We start from the raw sequence: 21014 nt of genomic DNA, 5'->3' as shown, positions 1-21014 counted from the left end.
AACCCATGGGGGATTCTGCAAGCCTTTAAAAATTTTAAGTGTCTTGGAGCGGCGTCTCGCCGCTTGAGTATAACAATCTGAGGTGATATTGTGTATCGTTTTATAAACGAGCTGAAAGATATATATCAAAAATCCGAACCAAAAAAGAAAGAAGAAAAAACAACTCCGCTCTCAAAATCTTTAGATGAGAATACTGCAATTCTCGAAAAGCGTTTTGATAAAAGTGCCGACCTGACAATTCATAAAATGACTTTGAATGGTATCCGCTTTGGAATAATCACAATAGAGGGTATGGTTAATAAGGAAATTCTTGCCTTTGGTGTAATCAGACCAGTTTCAAATGAAAGCTATGAAGGTACTCCAGAAGAAGCTTTCAGAAAAATTTCCGATACTGTTCTCTGTACTTCCGAGCAGATAGAAATTGCAACTATTGAAGATGTAGACAGATTTATTATGTCAGGTTTTGCGGTAGTTGCTGTTGATGGTTACGCAAAAATGCTTGCACTCGGTATACAAGGTTTTAGCTTTAGAAGTGTTTCCGAACCGGATTCCGATGTAGTGCAAAGAGGTTCCAAAGAGGGCTTTGTAGAACCGCTAAGAATAAATATGTCGCTCATTCGCCGAAGAATGAAAACTCCAAAAATGAAATTTGAAACAATGACAATCGGCAGCGAGAGTAAAACCGATATTTGTCTTTGTTATATGACAGATATAGTTTCTCCAAGTATTTTGCGAAAACTGAAAAAGCGTCTTAATTCAATAAATCTTAAAACAGTTATGGCTTCAGGTTATATTGCACCTTATCTTGAACAAAAGGGTGATTTTTCATTTTTCAGTGGGGTTGGAATTTCCGAACGCCCCGATACAGTTTGCGGAAAAATCTCCGAAGGAAGAATTGCGATATTAGTTGATGGAACACCCTCTGCTCTGATAGTTCCGTTTTTGTTTGTAGAATATTTTCAAACGCTCGATGATTATTCCAATCGTGCATATTTTGCGACATTTACCCGTTGGCTGAAATATATAGCATTTTTTATAGCAATAATGCTTCCTGGAGTATATGTTGCAGTAGGCTCATTTCACCCTGAATTATTTCCGTCACAGCTTTTAGGGAAAATAGCAGGTTCAATAGCGGCAACGCCGATGCCACTCGGTGTAGAAACAATAGTAATTCATTTTGTCTATGAAATAATGCGAGAAGCCGGTTTGCGTATGCCACAGCCCTTAGGACACGCAGTAAGTATAGTCGGAGCATTGGTAATAGGGGAAACCGCTGTAAACGCAGGCTTAATTGGAGCACCAACACTTATGGTCGTAGCCCTGACAGCGATATGTTCATATGTAATTCCGAGCCTTTACGCTCCGACAGCAGTTTTGAGGTTTTTATTTATAATAGCTGGTTCATTTCTTGGAATATGGGGAGTAATGCTCTTATTCTGTATGGTGCTTGTAAATATCTGCGGAAAGAAAAGCTTTGATGTTCCATATACAGCACCAGTTTCTCCATTTAGTATGACAGCTATGCGAGATGTATTTGTGAGAGCGGGTTGGAAATTGCTTTCAAAATCTACATCAACTATTCAGAGTATGCCTGGCACAGAAATTCAAGGAAGTGATGACGATGACGACTAACAGAGGAATGATAACAGCAGGACAACTTTTTGTATTGCTGTTCATAAGCCGAGCAATCGTAACAATAACATACAGCCCCGAGTTGTCTTCGGGTGATGATATGTGGAATCACTTGCTTTCGGCGATATTTGCTTTTCCGCTTTCATTGATAATGCTTATCCCAACACTTCTCTTGTGGAAGCTGAATCGTGATATGTCTGTCTTGGAATATGGTGAAGATATTTTCAAAAGGCTTTCAATTATAATTTCGTTGTTTTATGCACTGTATTTTATAATGGTTTGTGGATACGGAATTGCACTTTATAATAAATTCGTTTCTCTTGGAGTTAATGGAGAAGCACCTGTTTTTGCGGTAGCAGTAGCGGTTTTAGTAGCCTCGTGCTATGGTGCATTTAAGGGAGTTGAGGCAATAGCTCGTGCGTCAGGACTTATTCTGATAGGACTTATTGCAACTGTTCTTATTCTGATTTTTGCTCTTACACCATCTATAAACACCGAAAACTATCGTACAATTTTATCAACAAGCTATATTTCAACCTATAATGGTACAATTCTTATGCTTTCAAGAATGTCCTGCATACCTGCGATAGCGGTTTTATATCCGATAGTAAAAGGAAATATTGCAAAAGGTAGTGTGCTTTGGTGCAGTTCAATCTTTATCTTAGTAATGATTTCAATAATTCTTGTAACAGGTTCGCTTGGAGATTACCTCAAAAATAGCGTATTCCCAGTTTATCAAGCAGCAAAAACTGTAAATATTGGCTTTTTGCAAAGACTTGATGCATTGTTTATAGGATTGTGGACAGCAGGCTTATTCTGCCGGCTTTCTCTCTTTCTATATCTTTTTGCCCTGTGTGTAGGTAAAGCTTTTGGCAAGAGAACATCACGCTTTGCAATTATAGTTGGCGGAACAGCAATATTAATATTTGGGACGGTGACAGCAGATATGGGATTTACAAGCTTTATCTTTAATATCAATTTCTGGCTATGGTTTACTCTTGTTTCAGCGGTATTTATACCAACATTTTTACTGATATGCTATGTAGTAAAAGCAAGCGGAAAGAAAAATAAAACTCACAAAAAGAGCGGAGCAAAGGCACTTATTTTAACAATAGGAATAGGCTTGACAGTTCTTACATTTTCAGGCTGTATGAGTAGGGCAGAGCTTAACGAAAAAGTCATAGTAGAGGGTATAGGCATAGATAAAGAAAATGATAAATATACGCTTACAGCTATGGTATTAAATATCAAGAGTACAGAGGAGGCATTACCACCTAATATAATTTCTGCATCAGGAGGTTCTGTTGCAGAGTGCTTTGATAATATTTCACGCAATACAGGCAGACAGGTTATGCTCAGCAGTAACCGCTTTATAGCTATGAATAAGACTGCCGCAACGGTTGCTGATGAAGTCCTTTCATATTTTAATAATAGCTTTGAGGCAAGACCTGATGCCCTTATATATGTAACAGAGGGGAATACCGCAAATATATTAAGTAACGAAAAGGTTCTTGACACAATGACCGCCGAAGATATTGCTATGATTGGTGGAGATTATTCAAACGGTACAGTCAAAGCCTGCGAATATAAAGAATATAAAGCGTCAGATAATAGTGGAATTTATGATATTGCTGTTCCTATACTAATGCTTGATGAAAGCAAGACACAAATAGTTCCTGATGGTGTCGCTTTATTTTGTAAGGGAAAGATGAGCGGAACGCTTACGACAAATGAATCTATAATTCTTAATATTCTTTCGGATAATGTAAGTGGTGCAGTAATTTTACTTAATGACGATAAAAAAACGCCTATAAAGATAGTTTCAGCGAAGTCCGAAAATAATATCAGCCATAATAAAGATATATTTAATTATTCAAAAAATCTTGAAGTATCTCTTGAACTTCCCGAGGGCAGTAATTCGCAAAACAAAAAACTTCTCGAAGAAGTCGAGAAGTTTTTGAAAAAATCGTGTTGTGAAACTGCTGAAAAAGCTATAAAAACTTATAATAGCGATATTCTTAGAATAGGGAAAAAGGCACAAAACGGTTTTTATTATGATTTTGAAAAAATCAAAGATTGGCACGAGGCATTACAATTTGTAAAGCTTGATTTTTCAGTTAAAGCAAATTTTGTACGCTCATAGATATAATATCAAATTTCTTTTCGTTTGAATATGTGACTTATTCTTTTATTGTTTTTTTGAATATTACCAAGATAGAAAGAAACGATAAACCCAAAAATTAAAAACAATATTGAAATTGCCGAAGTAGTATTCAAGCTTAATACACAGCTTTCATTCAGAACACTTGGAATTATAGAAATAAACAATCCAAATATTATTGAAAATGTAGCTGTATAGAAATTTTTAACCAAAAAATTCATTATAAATGAAATTAAAAAAGCACCGATAAGTAAGCCAAATCCGGCAGGAATCAATACTCTGAAATTTAAATTTGCAAGCGAGCTGACATATAGCTCATATAAACCAAATGTAGATAATATTATTGCACTGTCAACACCTGGAACAATAGATGAAGCTGCCACAGCTACTCCCAATAATACAGACTGTAAAAAGCTCGGATTTTTTATTTGAGAAAAAGCACCGCTATTCAGCGAAAAAAGTGCAATACCTACACAAGCCGCCACAACTATAAATATATAATATTTTTTTGAAAATCCATTCCTTTTAACTTCTTTAAAAAATAATGGAATTGTGCCAAGGACAAGTCCAAGAAAAGTAAAGCGAGTCTGCATTTCAAAATTATTTAAGAAAAAGTCAACTACCTTACTGAAAATCAATACACCTATTCCGAATCCTATTATAAGAGGAATTAGAAAAGCAATATTTTTCTTAAAATTCTTAAAAAGAGTGCTTATGGCATTGAGCGCTTTTTGATACAAGCCCAAAATAACAAGTAATACACTTCCACTCAAGCCTGGAGCAATACCACCTATTCCGACAATTATTCCCTTTAATAGAGTTTTCATAGTCAACCTCACAATCAATATTATAGCTACTGGGCAGTTTTGAGATATATTATATAATATTATAGGTCTAATATACAATAAGATATTTAAAATGCTCTTATAAATTTAGTAAAATTTTAGTAAAATAACAGTTTTGAGTTTATCCATTATACAGAAAAATAATTTTCATATAATGCCATATTTTCTTTTGTTGTTAGCAGATGAAAAAATCATTATTATATTATTATTTACTTATGTTGTAAATAATTCCGAACAAAATAAAACAGCTCACAAACCATTCTAAATAGGTTTGTGAGCTGTTTATATAAGTTTATAAAGAATTATTCTTCCTCAAAATCTTTTTCTTCGAGTAGATTGGTCATACTCTTTAAACTAATTCCCAATGTTGACATATTGTGAAATAGAGCAGATGTTGTCGGAAGAATTACGCCGCTTACACCGAGAATAATCAGCATAAGATTAAATGAAACGATAAAGCGATAGTTTCTGTGTATTCTTGCCATAAGAGCTTCACTTAGTTTTCTCAAAGTAACAATTTCAAAGAGATTTTCGGAAGCGATAGTTATATCGGCAATTTCCTTGGCAATAGCTGCACCAGTATTTATAGCGATACCTGCATCAGCCTCAGAAAGTGCTGGAGAATCATTAACGCCATCACCAATCATAATAACCTTTCGACCTTTTGCTTTTTCACTTCTTATGAAATCAGCTTTATCCTCTGGTAGAACTTCGGCATAATATTCATCTACGCCAACAATCTTAGCAACTGCTTTGGCAGTCTTTTTGTTGTCACCTGTCATCATTACGACCTTAGATATACCACACTTGTGTAAAGCTGCAATAGCGTCCTTTGCCTCTGAACGGAGTGGGTCATATATGCAGATTACCGCAGCAAGTTCACCCGAAATGCAAAGATAGAGGTGAGAGTATTCCGGAGAAAGTGAATGGAATTTTTCTTCATCACCCTCAGGAATAGAACAGCCCTCGTCCTCAAATACAAAATGATAACTGCCTATAATAACTTTCTTATTATTTACAGCACTTGAGATTCCGTGTGCAACAACATACTTAACTTCAGAGTGATATTCCTCGTGTGAAAGACCACGCTTTTTAGCCTCATCAACAACAGCGTTCGCCATAGAATGAGGATAATGTTCTTCAAGACAAGCTGCAAGACGGAGCATTTCGTTTTCAGTATGATTACCAAAGGTAACTATTTCTGCAACCTTTGGAGTAGCATAGGTAAGAGTACCTGTCTTATCAAAAACAACAGTATTAGCGTTTGCAACAGCTTCAAGAAAGCGTCCGCCCTTTACAGAAATGTTGTAATCGTTACTTTCACGCATTGCAGATAATACCGCAATAGGCATCGCAAGCTTTAATGCACAAGAAAAATCAACCATAAGAACAGCCATAGCTTTTGTGACATTTCTTGTGAGTAGATAAGTTAGAATAGTTCCTCCGAGCATATATGGAACAAGCTTGTCTGCAAGAGAAGATGCCTTATCTTCGGCTACGGATTTAAGCTTTTCAGATTCCTCAATCATACGAACGATTCTGTCATACTTACCGCTACCGGAAGCTTTATCTACGCAGATTACACATTCGCCTTCCTCAGCAACAGTTCCGGCATAAACATAGCTACCTACTGTTTTAACAACTGGTAAAGATTCACCTGTCATAGATGACTGATTAACAGTAGTTTCTCCACTTACAACCTTGCCATCAAGCGGAATCATATTTCCTGTTCTTACAACAATCTTATCTCCTGCCTGTATATCTCCAATAGGAACAAGCACTTCACAAGTATCAGTTTTGAGCCATACCTTATCAACATTCAGTGACATTGTACTTGCAAGGTCAGCAACAGACTTTTTATGTGTCCAGTCTTCCAATATTTCGCCAAGATTAAGCATAAACATTACAGAAGAAGCGGTGCTGAAATCTCCTCGTATAATTGAAACAGAAACGGCTGTTGCGTCAAGAACCGAAACTGAAAGTTTGCGACTCAGTAAAGCTTTCAAGCCTTTTCTAATATACTTAATAGAGCGGAAGAGTGTGAGAGCGGTTCTTATTGGCACTGGTAGAAAAAGCTTTGTCGCTATATGAGATACGGTAGTAAAAATAAGCCTATCTTCAAAATCTCTGTGAAGTTGTCTTGATGTATGTTCAGGAACAAGTTCAATAGCTTCTTTAGCTTTAAAAGAAAATTTCGCTAAAGCACGAATAATATTTTTACGCTCAGTTTTATAGATTATAATTGCGTCTTGGGTTCGGTCGTATACCTTAACACTTGTAACACCATCAATATTGCGCATATAATATTCCAAAATATCGGCGTCGTGAAGTGTCATGTGGTTGCACATAAGATGCACACGAATACGGCCACGAGATTCATGCAATATTTTACATTTCATTATTTTGCCTCCAGATAAAAAGAAAGAGCCGACAAAAGAACGGCTCTTTTAAATTATGCAATAGGTACATAAAAATTATTGAAAATTATTCTTCAACTTTTGTTTCTGTTTCAGCAGTAGCCTCAGCAGGAGCGTCCTCGTTATTTTCTGTTGATTCATCAGAAAATACATCTTCAGAAGCAACATCTTCGATAGATTCTTCTTTTGCAGCACGCTGTTCGTTGATTTCCTTAGCATCTGCAAGAATATCATCAGCATTTTCCTTAATAGTAGTAACTGTTGTCATAACGCTTTCCTTAGCACGAAGAATAGCAGCAGTTGTATGTGTGTATGCTTTCTTTGCGTCCTTGCTGCTTAAAAGCTTGATGCCAGCAGTTCCGAATAGAACACCAGCAGCAAAAAGACCTAATTTAGCGAATTTCATAATCGAAACCTCCTATTAATTTATTATATTCGCATATAAAAGTCTGAATAAAATATGATACTAACAATAAAATTGTTGTAATCATAATCAAAATTCTGTGTATAAATATAATATCACAAATTTCGACAATATTCAAGGTTTTGTAAAAAGTTTTTAAAAATTAAATAATTTTTTATTGTTGTATGTAAAAAATGAATATAAAATCAGCGTTTAGCTTTTTTCTTCATAGCCGATTCATAAGCGGCTATGAATTGCTTTGCCATATTGTCACTTGGAATATCATTTCTTGAACGCCTTACAACATTCTTGATAATTCTCCTTCCGTCAATATCAAGAGAAGAAAGCTGTTTCATTCTATCACCAAATTCAGAAGCCTTTTCATAGGTGAAACCGTTTACGCCCTCCTTAACGAATTCTTGCGTATACTTGTCACGCTTCAAAAGTACAGGCAAACCACAAGCTATTGCCTCAAGCACAGACATAGACATTAAGCCTGTTGTTGCGGCACTTACATATACATTACTTGCGGCATAATATTCAGGCATAAGTGAATGTGGAATTTCTCCTGTAAATGTAACTTGACTTTCAATTTTCAGATATTTTGTCCAATCCTTTAATGAATCTATTTCTGTTCCATCACCAACAATCATAAGGTGCATATTATCGCTTACACTTATGAACTGAGCCCATTCTTGCAAGAGATATTCAACGCTCTTATCAGTATCAAGTCTTCCAGCAAACATTGCAAGTGTAGTATCAGGCGAGATATTATATTTTTTACGAAGTTTTTGAATACTTTCAGGTGTAATATTTTGATAATTAAAAGAACTTATATCTGTATCAGAAGGAATAACTCTAATATGCTTATCCTTTCTGCCCGAAGAAGCAAGGTATTCATGAGCACGGCCACTTGATGCAGTAATAACATCGCAATTATCAATCATATCAAGAAGACGGCTTTTTTCTACCATAGTTCCAATTTTAAGTTTAATTTTTGAATTTTCGTAGAAAAATCGATCCTCATAATAATCCTGAATAGAATATACAGTAGGTATACCAAGCCTGTGAGCAATAGAAAGACCAAGCTTCCCCATTGCGGTGTCGGTATTTATATGAATAATATCAGGGTTGAATTCAAGGATTTTTTTAAGCATTGTCTGATTGTTTGAATTTTTCAGTGACATACCATATTTATTATTTGCAGATTTAGCAGGACAGCGAAGTATACCGTCCTCAAATGTTGTTGAAGAAACATCAGTAGATGAAGTGATGACGAGAACCTCATGCCCGAGTGAGATAAGGCTTTTTCTAAGAACACTTATAAAGCTTGATATTCCGCTGAGATATGGTAAATATATTTCGCTGAAAATTGCAATTTTCACAAAAATCACCTATTCCTAAAATTTAGTAATTTATTAAAATCTTTATAAAACAAATTTATTATAGCTTAACAATTAAAAAAATTCATACTTAATATAATTATAGCATAGAGATAGCTTTTTTCAAGTATTATTAGAGAAAAGCAGAATTGTTGTTATTTTTGACGAACAAAGAATATTCAATATAAATAAAATATTTTTTATTTTTAGATTTATATATAATCAATATAAAAATTGGAAACAAAAATAACTGCACAAAATTTGAACTATGTTATAATGTGTTTATATTCATAAAAATTCAGGAGAATTATGCAATGGTTAGTTGAGTTATAGAGATTAATGAAGAAAATATAATGGTTGCAGATTTTGTGCAAAGGCTTGAATTAAGCTTTAAATTTCTTAGAGAAGTCTGTCAATATGGAAAATGAGCTCGGTAAAATTCCGAACTCATTTTTGTTAGCTGTTTAAATTTAATTATTTAATCTTATTTCTAAGATTTTTTGTTGCGGTAACCAGATTTTTAAGGCTTGCAGTTGTTTCGGTTTCGCCTCTTGTTTTAAGACCACAGTCAGGATTTACCCAAAGCTTATCAATACTGATTTTTTCAAGCATTTTTGTAATAGCATTTTCAATTTCTTCAACAGATGGAACTCTTGGAGAATGAATATCATAAACACCTGGTCCGACTTCTGTCTTGAAGTTATTTTTCTTGAGAGAATCGAGTATAAGCAAATCAGAACGAGATGCCTCAAAGGTGATAACATCAGCGTCCATTTGGTCTATTGCAGGAATAATATCAGTAAATTCGCTATAACACATATGTGTATGAATTTGAGTTTCAGCCTTTACACCACTATGAACAAGTCTGAAAGCTGGAATAGCCCAATCGAGGTATTCGCAGTACCAGTCAGATTTACGCAAAGGAAGCTTTTCACGAAGGGCAGCTTCATCTATTTGAATTACCTTTATTCCGTTTGCCTCTAAGTCCAAGACCTCATCACGAATTGCGAGGGCAATTTGATAAGTGCTTTCCTTAATAGATATATCTTCACGAGGGAAAGACCAGTTAAGTATAGTAACAGGGCCAGTAAGCATACCCTTTACAAGCTTATCTGTAAGGCTTTGTGCATAAACAGACCATTCAACCGTCATTGGCTTAGAACGAGAAACATCGCCCCAGATAATAGGTGGTTTTACACAGCGTGTACCGTATGACTGTACCCAGGCTTTTTCAGTAAAGAGATAGCCGTTAAGCTGTTCTCCGAAATATTCAACCATATCATTTCTTTCAAATTCACCATGAACGAGTACATCAAGTCCGATTTCCTCTTGCAAAGAAATGCACTCGGCAATCTTTTTGCGGTTAAACTCATTATATTCTTTTTCGGAGATATTTCCCTTCTTGAAAGAGGAACGGTTTGCTTTAACATCAGAAGTCTGAGGGAAAGAACCTATTGTAGTTGTAGGAAGAATAGGAAGTTCAAATTCCTTTTTCTGAATTTTTTCTCTTTCGTTAAATTCAGGAAGTCTTGTAAAATCCTTTTCCTGAATGCCAGCAACTCTTTTTTGAACAGCGTCATCATAGCAATTAGTTCTGTTTTCAAAAAGCTTGCAGTTAGCAATATATGCGGTTTCATTTTCAAAATTATCCGTATCTGTAAGAAATTTAAGTTCAGCAAGCTCAATAAGCTTTTCTTCTGCAAAGGAGAAATGGCTTGTATATTCAGCAGAAAGCTTAGTTTCATTTTTAAGTGTATAAGGAACATGGAGTAGGGAACAGGAGCTGCTTATAACAGTGTTTATACCCTTTGTTTTAAGTTCAGAAAGAAGTGCAAGTGTTTTCTTATAATTGTTTTTCCAAATATTCTTGCCATTCACAACGCCTGCAAATAAAAGCTTATCTTCTGGAAAACCATTTTTCTCGATAAGTTCAAGAGTTTTCTTGCCCTCGATGAAGTCAAGACCTATGCCATCAAAATCAAAAGCAGTAAGCTGATTATAAATATCACGAACATCACCGAAATAAGTTTGAAGTAAAAGCTTTATAGATTTTTTATTACTTATAATTCCATTGTATAGCTTGTTAAAGAGTGCAATATCTTCCTTATTTAAATCGTGTACAAGATAAGGCTCATCAAACTGTACCCATTCTGCATCAAGCTTTGAAAATTCAGCAAGTAAATCAGAATAAGCCTTGATAATATCATCGCAGAAATCCTCAGCTTGCTTTGAGCCAGTATATCTGATTAACTTTAATAAAGTAAATGCACCTACGATAACAGGCTTTGTCTTAACTCCGAGAGCCTTAGCTTCATTAAATTGTTCAAAAGGCTTTGTGCCAGCAAGCTTAATTTCTGTTGTATCTTCAATTTCAGGAACCATATAATGATAATTTGTGTTGAACCATTTTTTCATAGCTAAAGCCTTAACATCGCCGTTTTCGCCCTGATAACCTCTTGCCATTGCAAAATAAGTATCAAGCTCGGAGATATTAAGCTTCTTATAGCGTTCAGGAATAATATTAAAAAGTACAGCTGTATCAAGTGTGCAATCGTAGAACGAAAAATCATTTGATGGAATAAAATCAAGACCGCTGTTTTTCAGAGTAGCCCATTGAGTTTGCCTGATATTTTTAGCTGTTTGTTGAAGTTCGCAAGCTGAAATTTCGCCTCTGAAATATTTTTCTGTTGCGAATTTAAGTTCTCTGAGAGTACCAACTCTCGGAAATCCGATTATAGATGTAAGCATATATCATTTCTCCTTTTGACATAAATATAATTTAATCTTACTACTGATTTTACTATCACAAAAAGAAATTGTAAAATATCAAAAATTATCGCTTTGATATAGCTTAAAACTATATCAAAAAATAAATTAAAAGTTTCGCTCGAGCCTTTTTAAAGGCTTGACCTAAACTTTAATTGTCTTAGAAAAGTGTATTAGCTAATCGGTAGTTCATTGGTAAATTTTATCGACCGCGGCAACAGATTTCCCTAATCGACTGCGAGCGAGACTTGTCGAGCGATTCCGCGTCTTGGGAACGGCGGCTCGCCGCTTTGCCCTTAAAAACCCATGAGGGACTCCGTCCCTCAACCCTGCAAGCTTTTGAAAAAGCTTGAGCAAAACTTTCAATTGTCTTAGAAAAATCTGTCAACTAATCGTAGGGGCGAACTGTGTTCGCCCGTTTGGTAATTTTTTCGACCGCGTTAATTAACTTCCTTTGCTCACTACGAGCGAGACTTGTCGAGCGATTCCGCGTCTTGGGAGCGGCGGCTCGCCGCTCGCCGCATTAAACTTGACAAAAAATAGAAGTAGAGAGTATTATGTAATAAATGCTTTTGTTAGGAGTGTTAAAATGAAGATTTTTATAGCATCAGATATTCATGGCTCAGAACATTACTGTAAAATTATGGCTGAAAAATATCGTGAAGAGAGTGCGGATAAACTGTTACTTCTTGGCGATTTACTATATCATGGACCACGAAATGATTTACCACTCGGATATAATCCAAAAGGCGTTATATTGATTCTTAATTCTCTGAAAAACGAGATAATATGCGTTCGTGGAAACTGTGATACAGAGGTTGACCAAATGGTTTTAGATTTTCCGATTATGGCAGAATATGCAATAATTTATGACGGAAATAAAACTATTTATGCTACACATGGACATAAATTTAACCCACAAAATTCACCAATGCTTAAAAGCGGAGATATTCTTTTGAATGGACACACGCATATTCCTGCAAATGAAGCTTTTGGAGAATTTTATTATGTAAATCCAGGCTCAGTTTCCATTCCAAAAAACGGAAGTAATCATAGCTATATGATTTATGAGAACGGCAAATTTACATTAAAAAATCTGTGTGATTGATGTAAATATAATTCTTTTTGCAACATAATCTGCATAATATGCAAGAAACACTGTCAATTTATGCGGATTTTTTAGGAGTCTTTATATTGACAAGGCGATTTATAAGCACTATAATTAAAGAAGTACTTATCATAATATTATGCGGAAAAACCGCAAATTTATTGGAGGCTAAATATAATGAGCAGAGTATACAATTTTTCGGCAGGCCCTTCTATGCTTCCCGAATCAGTTCTTAAAAAGGCAGCAGCAGAAATGCTGGACTATGAGGGCAGCGGTCAATCCGTTATGGAGATGAGCCACCGTTCAAAGATTTACGGTACAATTATCGAGGGTGCTGAGAGCCTTCTTCGTGAGGTTATGAACATTCCTGATAACTATAAGGTTCTCTTCCTCCAGGGCGGTGCATCAACACAGTTCGCTGCTATTCCTCTCAACCTTATGAATGGTTCAGGCAAGGCTGATTATGTTCTTACAGGTCAATGGGCAACAAAGGCTTATAAAGAGGCTGCACGCTATGGTGAAGCTAATGTAGTTGCTTCCTCTAAGGATAAGACTTTCTCATATATTCCTAAGCTCGACCCATCAACATTCACAAAGGATGCTGACTATTTCTATATTTGTATGAATAATACAATCTATGGTACAGTTTATCACGAAATCCCTGAAACAGGAAATGTACCACTTGTTGCTGATATTTCTTCTTGCATTCTTTCCACACCACTTGATATTTCTAAGTTTGGTATGGTTTATGCAGGTGCTCAGAAGAACATGGCTCCTGCTGGTCTTACAGTAGTAATCATTCGTGAGGACCTTATTGGTCACGCTCGTGACATCACTCCTACAATGCTCGACTATAAGACACACGCAGATAACGGCTCTATGTTCAATACACCACCTTGCTATACAATCTACATTGCAAAGCTTGTTCTTGAGTGGATTAAGAACGAAATCGGCGGTCTTGAGAATATGCAGAAGCTTAACGAGAAGAAAGCAGCATTGCTTTATAACTTCCTCGATAACTCTAAGATGTTCAGAGGCACAGTTGTTCCTGAAGACCGTTCACTTATGAATGTACCATTCGTTACAGGCAGTGATGAGCTTGATGCTAAGTTCGTTAAGGAAGCAACAGAGCAAGGTCTTGTCAACATCAAGGGACATAGAACAGTTGGCGGTATGCGTGCTTCTATCTATAATGCAATGCCATATGAGGGTGTAGAAGCTCTTGTTAAGTTTATGGCAGAGTTCGAGGCTAAGAACGCCTAATTACAAATAACATTAGAGGGTTGATTTTAATGTATAATATTCTTACACTTAATAAAATCTCTAAGGCAGGACTTTCCCGTCTTGGCGATAATTACAATGTTGCAGATTCTGTTGAAAATCCTGATGCAGTTCTCGTTCGTTCAGCATCTATGCATGATATGGAACTTCCTTCAAGCCTTCTTGCAATCGCAAGAGCAGGTGCAGGTGTCAACAATATTCCTCTTGATAAATGCACAGAGCAGGGTATCGTAGTTTTCAATACACCTGGTGCTAATGCAAATGCTGTTAAGGAGCTTGTTCTTTCAGCATTGTTCCTCAGCTCAAGAAAGATTGTTGAGGGTATCGAGTGGGCAAAGACTCTCAAGGATAATGCAGATGCAGCAAAGCTCGTAGAAAAAGGCAAGAGCCAGTTTGTCGGTCCTGAAATAAAGGGTAAGACACTTGGCGTAATCGGTCTTGGTGCTATTGGTATTCTTGTTGCTAATGCAGCAGTTTCACTTGGAATGAATGTTCTTGGCTATGACCCATTCATTTCTGTTGATGCAGCATGGGGACTTTCACCAAAGGTTAAGCATGTTGTTTCTCTTAATGATATTTTCGAGAATAGCGATTATATCACACTTCATGTTCCGCTCACACCAGAAACAAAGGGCGTAATCGGCAAGGAAAATATTGCAAAGATGAAAGACGGTGTTCGTATTCTCAACTTTGCTCGTGGAGATTTAGCTGATAACGAAGCAGTTCTTACAGCAGTTGCTGATGGCAAGATTGCAAAGTATATAACAGACTTTGCAGCACCAGAGCTTCTCGATGTTGAGAATGTAATCGTAACACCTCACCTCGGTGCGTCTACACCTGAATCAGAGGATAATTGTGCAAAGATGGCTGCTGATGAGATTAAGGACTACCTCGAGAATGGTAATATCAAGAATTCTGTAACACTTCCAGCGGTTTCTATGGTTCGTGGCACAGGTACAAGAATTTGTGTTATTCACAAGAATGTTCCAAATATGATTAGTGCAGTAACAACTGCTCTTGCAGGTGCTAACATTGAGAATATGCAGAGCAAGTCAAGAAAAGAATACGCATACACAATACTTGATGTAACAGGCGATTTTGATGTAGCTGCTATTGAAGCTATTGATGGCGTTATCAAGGTAAGAGTAATCAAGTAATTGATTTAAATAAGCATAATAAAACAGCTCAAGGAAATTATCCTTGGGCTGTTTTTTTCTTAGTTTACTTACTTTCCCAAGAACCTTAAAAGTTTCGCTCGAGCCTTTTTAAAGGCTCGTAGGTCAAGGGCAACGCCCTTGTCGCTCTCCGCAGAGAGCGAAACACTTTTGGGCGAAGCCCAACATTCTTTACTCCTGAGCGGCGGATTTTATCCGCCGCTTTTTTCTTTTGTTAGCAACATTAGTTATTAAGTGCGGACTTTGTCCGCACTTAGAGTGCAAAGAATGTTAAGGGCGTTGCCCTTAAAACCCACCAAAGGCTCCGCCTTTGGAAACCGCAAGCCTTTAAAAAGGCTTGACCTAAATTTTCAGTTGTCTTAGAAAAATCTGTCAGCTAATCGTAGGGGCGAACTGTGTTCGCCCGCTCGGTAGTTTCATCGACCGCGGTAACAATCTTATCTAATTAACCACGAGCGAGGCAGAGCCGAGCGATTCCGCGTCTTGACCGCGGAGGCACTCCGCCTTGACCTAAACTTTAATTGTCTTAGAGAAGCTTGTCAAATATAATACATAAACTGAGCCTCTTGGTTATCAAGTCTTTGGCGGTAATCATCACAAATATCTTTAAGCGTAATTTTCTCCGTATAGTTCTGCAAATATGAAGTCATATTATTCCATAAATCATCATTTATAGTATCTATCATAGTTGAATTTTTGTTATTAGTATCAAAATAAACATCAGAAAGAATATTAGGGTCAAGTGCATTTATAATATCCTTTAAGGTAATTTGATTACATGGTTTTGTTATGATATATCCACCGTTAGAACCTTTCTGACTTCTTATAAGCATAGCAAGTCTTAGAGCAGGGAGTATCTGTTCAAGATACTTCGGGGAAATATTCTGACGCTTAGAAATACTTGTTGTGGTAACAACTCGTCCGCCTTGTGAATTTGTGGCAATATCTATCATAGCCATAATACCTAATTGAACTTTCATTGGTACTTTCAAAAAGAACACGCTCCTTATAAAATCTCATCTAATTACATACGAAACATATATTAATAATAGGTTATCACAGAATTTCTGGAAAATCAATATATACTAAATAAATAGACATTGTAAGAAATGTAAAAAATAGCCTTCTATAAAAATTAAAATTATGTAAAACGCTAAAATCTTATAATACCTATTGAAATTATATGTTAAGTAGGTTATAATTGGAAGCACTTCAAGGTTTGTTGAAAAGGGTTGGTGATATTATGGAGTTCAATACAGCTTTATTGCACCGAGGATTTGAAATTGATAAAAAGACAGGAGCTACACTTACTCCGATTTATCAGGTAAGTGCTTTCTCGCAGGAATCTGCTGAACAGCTCGAAAAAGTCTTTAATAATAAAGCCACTGGTTTTGCATACACAAGAATAAGTAATCCGACAGTTTCATCTTTCGAGAGCCGAGTTGCTTCTATCGAAAATGGAATAGGGGCGATTGCCTGTTCATCAGGTATGGCGGCTGTTACAATGTCACTTTTAAATATATTAGAAGCTGGCGATGAGATTATAGCAGGTTCAGGGCTTTTCGGAGGAACGATAGATTTGTTCTCAGACCTGAAAGCTTTCGGAATTACAACTAAGTTCGTAGAGCATATTTCAGCCGAAAGCATAGAACCTCTTATAAATAATAAAACAAAGGCAGTTTTTACAGAACTTATAGGAAATCCAAAGCTTGATATTGTCGATATAAAAGAGGTTTCAGAGCTGGTTCATAAATATAATATTCCGCTTATAATAGATAGCACAACAGCTACTTTCTATCTTATCCGACCGATAGATTTCGGAGCAGATATAGTAATTCATTCCTCATCAAAGTATATAAATGGCGGAGGAAATTCCATAAGCGGAATAATAGTTGACAGTGGCAATTTTAAATGGGATACTGATAAGTATAAGGGAATGGCTGAATATAAGAAGTATGGAAAATTTGCTTATCTCGCAAAGCTAAGAAACGGAATATGGAGAAATGTTGGTTGTTGTCTTTCACCATTCAACGCATTCCTTAATTCCGTTGGTCTTGAAACTCTCGGTTTACGAATGGAGCGTATTTGTGATAACGCACTGAAGCTTGCTAAATATCTAAGCACAGCAGATGGAGTTGAAGTTAATTACCCAGCCCTTGAAAGCTCACCATATTATCCGCTTGCAAAGCGAATGTTTAATGGAAAAGGTGGAGCAATCTTAACAATTCGTGCAGGTAGCAAAGAGAGAGCCTTTAATCTTATCAATAACCTTAAATACTCAATAAACGCTACTAATATAGGTGATGTAAGAACTCTTGTTATTCACCCATCAAGCACGATATATGCTCATAGTACAGAAGCTCAGAAGCAATCCGCAGGCGTTTATGAAGATAGTATTCGAGTAAGCGTTGGTATAGAGGATATAAAAGACTTGATAGAAGACTTCGAGCAAGCAATAAATAAGATGAATGCTTCCAGCTATAATTCTTAACATTTTATAAATAAAGTTTAGGTCAAGGGAGAGAATTCCTTGCAAGGAGGAGTAACAAATGGCAGTCGATTATGCAACTCTTAAAAAAGGCGGATTTATGCGTCAAAAACAAAAAAATAATTTTTCTCTTAGGTTGAGAGTTGTCGGAGGAAATCTTACAGCTAAGCAGCTTGCAAAAATTGCAGAAGTTTCTGATAAATACGGAGATGGTTATGTACATCTCACATCAAGACAGAGCGTAGAAATTCCATTTATTAAGTTAGATGATATAGAAGAAGTTAAGAATACACTTGCAGCGGGTGATGTAGAGCCTGGCGTCTGCGGACCGAGAGTTCGTACAATAACTGCCTGTCAGGGACAAGCAGTATGTCCAAGTGGCTGTATTGATACATATGCTCTTGCAAAGGAGCTTGATGATAGATATTTCGCAATGGAGCTTCCACATAAGTTTAAGTTCGGCATAACAGGCTGTCAGAATAACTGCCTTAAATCCGAAGAAAACGACTTAGGAATCAAGGGCGGAATAAAGGTCGATTGGAGAGAAAGCGATTGTATCGGTTGTGGCGTATGTGTAAAAGCTTGCCGACAGAATGCAATCACTCTTAAAGACGGCAAAATCACTGTTGACAAGAACAAGTGTAATTTCTGCGGAAGATGCTTCAAGGCTTGCCCAACAGATGCGTGGGATACAGTTCATGGATATATAGTTTCCTTTGGTGGCTTGTTTGGTAATTCAATAAACAAGGGCGAAACAATAATCCCATTTATTGAGGACAAAGAAAAGCTTATGAGAATTTGTGATGCTGCTATAAAGTTTTTTGCGGATAATGCAAAGCTAAGCGAGCGTTTCAAATTTACAATAGACCGAGTAGGAAAAGAAAAATTTGAAGAAAAGATTTTGGAGGCATACAATGGCTGATTTTATTATTGATGATACCGTAGATATTACAGATGTAGTTTGCCCTACAACCTTTGTAAAAGCAAAGGTTGCCTTAGAGGAGATTGATGACGGACAGATTTTGTCAGTCAAGATGAATGACGGCGAACCAGTTCAGAATGTTCCTAGAAGCATTAAGGAAGAGGGACATCAGATTCTGAAACTCATAGATAATGAGGACGGCACTTATAATCTTATCGTAAAAAAGGTTGGTGATTAAATGGCAGTTCGTGTTAATACAGAAAATTTTGAGCAGGAAGTTCTTAATTCAGATAAGCTTGTTTTAACAGACTTCTATTCAGATAGCTGTATTCCTTGCAAAAGATTGTCACCAGTCCTTTCGGAGCTTGAAAAAGAATACGGTGATAGCTTAAAGGTTGTCAAGGTAAACATAAACTTTGATTCAGTTCTTATGGAAAAATACGAAGTTCAGGCATCACCAACAATTATTTTCTTTAAGGACGGTCAAGAGCAGTTAAGACTCAGAGGTGCTGTCAAGAAGTCAGAAATAGTTGATGAGATAGAAAAATTAAAGTAAGCAGGAGAGATAATTATGAAAATCACAGTAGCAGGCGTAAACAAAGAGGTTGCAGATAATCTTACAGTTGCACAGCTCGTTATAGATGAAAAGGTAGAAACCCCAGAATATGTCACAGTTACAATCAACGATGAATTTGTCGAGAGCGGTGCATTTGAAAGCACAACTTTCAAAGACGGCGATGTTGTAGAGTTTCTTTATTTTATGGGAGGTGGTCAGTAATGGCTTTCACAAACGAACAGCTTGAGCGTTATTCAAGACACATTATATTAAAAGAAGTTGGAGCAAAAGGACAGAAAAAGCTCCTCAATGCTAAGGTTCTCATCATTGGTGCAGGCGGTTTAGGTTCACCGGTTGCTCTATATCTTGCAGCAGCAGGTGTTGGAACTATTGGTATCGCCGATGCAGATGATGTAGATTTATCAAATCTTCAGCGTCAGGTTATTCACACAACAAAAGATGTTGGAACTCCAAAGGTTGAATCCGCAAAGAAAACTATGGAAAAAATCAACCCTGATGTTAAGGTTATTACATATCATACCTTTGTTACAAGTGAAAATATCCTTGATTTGATTAAGGACTACGATTTCGTTATTGATGGCACAGATAACTTCCCAGCAAAATTCCTTATCAATGATGCTTGCGTAATGGCAAAGAAACCATTCTCACACGCAGGAATCATTCGTTTTCAGGGACAGCTTATGACTTATGTTCCAGGAAAAGGTCCTTGTTATAGATGTGTATTCAGAAATCCACCTCCAAAGGACGCTGTTCCCACTTGTAAGCAAGCAGGAGTTATTGGTGCAATGGGTGGAATTATCGGAAGTCTTCAGGCAATGGAAGCTATCAAGTATATTCTTGGTCAGGGCGATTTGCTTACAGGCTATCTCCTTACATATGATGCTCTTAAAATGGAGTTCAGAAAGGTTAAGCTTCCAAGCAATACAGATAATTGCCCAATTTGTGGCAAGCACCCGACTATCACAAAACTTATCGACTACGAACAGGCGGAATGTGACGGTGTACATTTATGATTAAGTTATCAAAATCAGATTATGAAAAAATTCTTGCACACGCAGAAAAAGAACTTCCAAATGAGGCTTGCGGTCTGATTGCAGGTATAGTTGAAAACGGTGATAAGACAATAAAGGAAGTCTATCTTCTCACAAATATAGACCATTCCAATGAGCATTTTACACTTGACCCGAAAGAACAGCTTGCCACAATCAAGGATATGAGAAGTAAAGGTTACGCACCTCTTGGCAACTGGCATTCTCACCCAGAGTCGCCATCAAGACCCTCGGAAGAGGATAAAAGACTTGCCTATGACAGCAAAGCAAGCTATATGATTTTATCTCTTATGAATAGAGCCGAGCCTGTATTAAATTCATTCAAAATCACTGGAGATACCGCAGAAAAAGAAGAACTCATAATAGAGGATTAAGAATAAACCTTCCATAAGACACTCAAAAGTTTCGCTCAAGCCTTTTTAAAGGCTTGCAGGGTTGAGGGACGGAGTCCCTCATAGGTTTTAAGGGCAACGCCCTTAAGCGGCGAGCCGCCGCACCCAAGACGCGGAATCGGTTTTGCAAGCAAAACCTCGACATTCGTAATGGAAGTTTGTTGACGCGGTCTAAGAAATTACCAATTAACTGCCGATTAGCTAACAGATTTCCTAAGGATACTCAAAGTTTAGGTCAAGCCTTTTTTAAAGGCTTGCGGTTTCCAAAGGCAGAGCCTTTGGTAGGTTTTAAGGGCAACGCCCTTAACATTCTTTGCACTCTAAGTGCGGACAAAGTCCGCACTTAATAACTAATGTTGTTAACAAAAGAAAAAAGGCTCAAGCGAAACTTTTAAGGTTCTTGGGAAAGTGCGGTA

18 protein-coding genes are annotated in these 21014 nt (G+C 36.8%); 12 read left to right on the top strand and 6 right to left on the bottom strand.

The window, feature by feature from the left end:
• The first annotated feature begins 90 nt into the window (after nt 1-90).
• Together C9914_RS09155 and C9914_RS09150 are read left to right on the top strand one after the other, a co-directional pair.
• Nucleotides 91-1632, top strand: a complete 1542-nt coding sequence (locus C9914_RS09155) for a spore germination protein (protein ID WP_242972100.1) — start codon at nt 91-93, stop codon at nt 1630-1632.
• Nucleotides 1622-3775 (top strand): GerAB/ArcD/ProY family transporter, encoded by a 2154-nt coding sequence (locus C9914_RS09150; protein ID WP_158707391.1) that lies wholly within the window; start codon nt 1622-1624, stop codon nt 3773-3775. Before C9914_RS09155 ends, C9914_RS09150 begins: the two co-directional genes overlap by 11 nt.
• A gap of 8 nt (nt 3776-3783) precedes the next feature.
• Here C9914_RS09150 and C9914_RS09145 read toward each other — a convergent pair whose 3' ends face one another.
• The 5 genes from C9914_RS09145 to metE form a co-directional block, all read right to left on the bottom strand.
• Nucleotides 3784-4620: a DUF368 domain-containing protein gene (locus C9914_RS09145; RefSeq protein WP_106764961.1), complete on the bottom strand. Its 837-nt coding sequence runs from the start codon at nt 4618-4620 to the stop codon at nt 3784-3786.
• A 320-nt stretch (nt 4621-4940) separates the two neighbouring features.
• The gene (locus C9914_RS09140) at nt 4941-7037 is read right to left on the bottom strand and encodes a heavy metal translocating P-type ATPase (RefSeq protein WP_106764959.1); all 2097 of its coding nucleotides are present in this window, start codon (nt 7035-7037) and stop codon (nt 4941-4943) included.
• 85 nt (nt 7038-7122) lie between these two features.
• Nucleotides 7123-7461 (bottom strand): DUF6110 family protein, encoded by a 339-nt coding sequence (locus C9914_RS09135; protein WP_106764957.1) that lies wholly within the window; start codon nt 7459-7461, stop codon nt 7123-7125.
• 203 nt (nt 7462-7664) lie between these two features.
• Nucleotides 7665-8843, bottom strand: a complete 1179-nt coding sequence (locus C9914_RS09130; protein WP_158707390.1) for a glycosyltransferase — start codon at nt 8841-8843, stop codon at nt 7665-7667.
• A gap of 471 nt (nt 8844-9314) precedes the next feature.
• Nucleotides 9315-11588 (bottom strand): 5-methyltetrahydropteroyltriglutamate--homocysteine S-methyltransferase, encoded by a 2274-nt coding sequence (gene metE, locus C9914_RS09125; protein WP_106764954.1) that lies wholly within the window; start codon nt 11586-11588, stop codon nt 9315-9317.
• A gap of 607 nt (nt 11589-12195) precedes the next feature.
• Between metE and yfcE the strand changes: the two genes are divergently transcribed.
• The 3 genes from yfcE (at nt 12196) to C9914_RS09110 (ending at nt 15152) form a co-directional block, all read left to right on the top strand.
• Nucleotides 12196-12714, top strand: a complete 519-nt coding sequence (gene yfcE / locus C9914_RS09120) for a phosphodiesterase (RefSeq protein WP_106764952.1) — start codon at nt 12196-12198, stop codon at nt 12712-12714.
• 177 nt (nt 12715-12891) lie between these two features.
• Nucleotides 12892-13977 carry a 3-phosphoserine/phosphohydroxythreonine transaminase gene (gene serC / locus C9914_RS09115; RefSeq protein WP_106764950.1) on the top strand — a complete coding sequence of 362 codons (1086 nt, stop codon included), beginning with the start codon at nt 12892-12894 and terminating at the stop codon, nt 13975-13977.
• A gap of 29 nt (nt 13978-14006) precedes the next feature.
• On the top strand, nt 14007-15152 hold the full coding sequence (locus C9914_RS09110) for a 3-phosphoglycerate dehydrogenase family protein (protein WP_106764948.1): 1146 nt from the start codon (nt 14007-14009) through the stop codon (nt 15150-15152).
• Between the two features lie 557 nt (nt 15153-15709).
• On the opposite strand, the gene C9914_RS09105 is transcribed toward C9914_RS09110, so the two are convergent.
• Complete coding sequence (locus C9914_RS09105) at nt 15710-16162, bottom strand: RrF2 family transcriptional regulator (protein WP_106764947.1); 453 nt, start codon at nt 16160-16162, stop codon at nt 15710-15712.
• Between the two features lie 251 nt (nt 16163-16413).
• Here C9914_RS09105 and C9914_RS09100 point away from each other — a divergent pair, with 251 nt between their 5' ends.
• From C9914_RS09100 to C9914_RS09070, 7 genes are read left to right on the top strand one after another with little or no spacing between them, the layout of a single operon-like run.
• Nucleotides 16414-17661, top strand: coding sequence for an O-acetylhomoserine aminocarboxypropyltransferase/cysteine synthase family protein (locus C9914_RS09100; RefSeq protein WP_106765043.1), 1248 nt, complete (start codon nt 16414-16416; stop codon nt 17659-17661).
• 58 nt (nt 17662-17719) lie between these two features.
• A complete protein-coding gene (locus C9914_RS09095; RefSeq protein WP_106764945.1) occupies nt 17720-18580 on the top strand; it encodes a 4Fe-4S binding protein in 861 nt (286 codons plus the stop codon).
• Nucleotides 18573-18818 (top strand): sulfurtransferase TusA family protein, encoded by a 246-nt coding sequence (locus tag C9914_RS09090; protein WP_106764944.1) that lies wholly within the window; start codon nt 18573-18575, stop codon nt 18816-18818. Before C9914_RS09095 ends, C9914_RS09090 begins: the two co-directional genes overlap by 8 nt.
• Entirely contained in the window at nt 18819-19136 is a 318-nt protein-coding gene (locus C9914_RS09085; protein ID WP_106764942.1) for a thioredoxin family protein, read from the top strand.
• Between the two features lie 15 nt (nt 19137-19151).
• A complete protein-coding gene (thiS, locus tag C9914_RS09080) occupies nt 19152-19358 on the top strand; it encodes a sulfur carrier protein ThiS (protein WP_106764940.1) in 207 nt (68 codons plus the stop codon).
• On the top strand, nt 19358-20170 hold the full coding sequence (gene thiF / locus C9914_RS09075; RefSeq protein WP_106764938.1) for a thiazole biosynthesis adenylyltransferase ThiF: 813 nt from the start codon (nt 19358-19360) through the stop codon (nt 20168-20170). Before thiS ends, thiF begins: the two co-directional genes overlap by 1 nt.
• The gene (locus tag C9914_RS09070) at nt 20167-20580 is read left to right on the top strand and encodes a M67 family metallopeptidase (protein ID WP_106764936.1); all 414 of its coding nucleotides are present in this window, start codon (nt 20167-20169) and stop codon (nt 20578-20580) included. The genes thiF and C9914_RS09070 overlap by 4 nt, the downstream gene beginning before the upstream one ends.
• Nucleotides 20581-21014 lie beyond the last annotated feature (434 nt).

Source organism: Pseudoruminococcus massiliensis (genome assembly GCF_900291955.1).
GTDB classification, from domain to species: domain Bacteria; phylum Bacillota; class Clostridia; order Oscillospirales; family Acutalibacteraceae; genus Pseudoruminococcus; species Pseudoruminococcus massiliensis.
The sequence above is the reverse complement of the archived record's forward strand: the minus strand, read 5'-3'. Positions and strand labels throughout refer to the sequence as shown.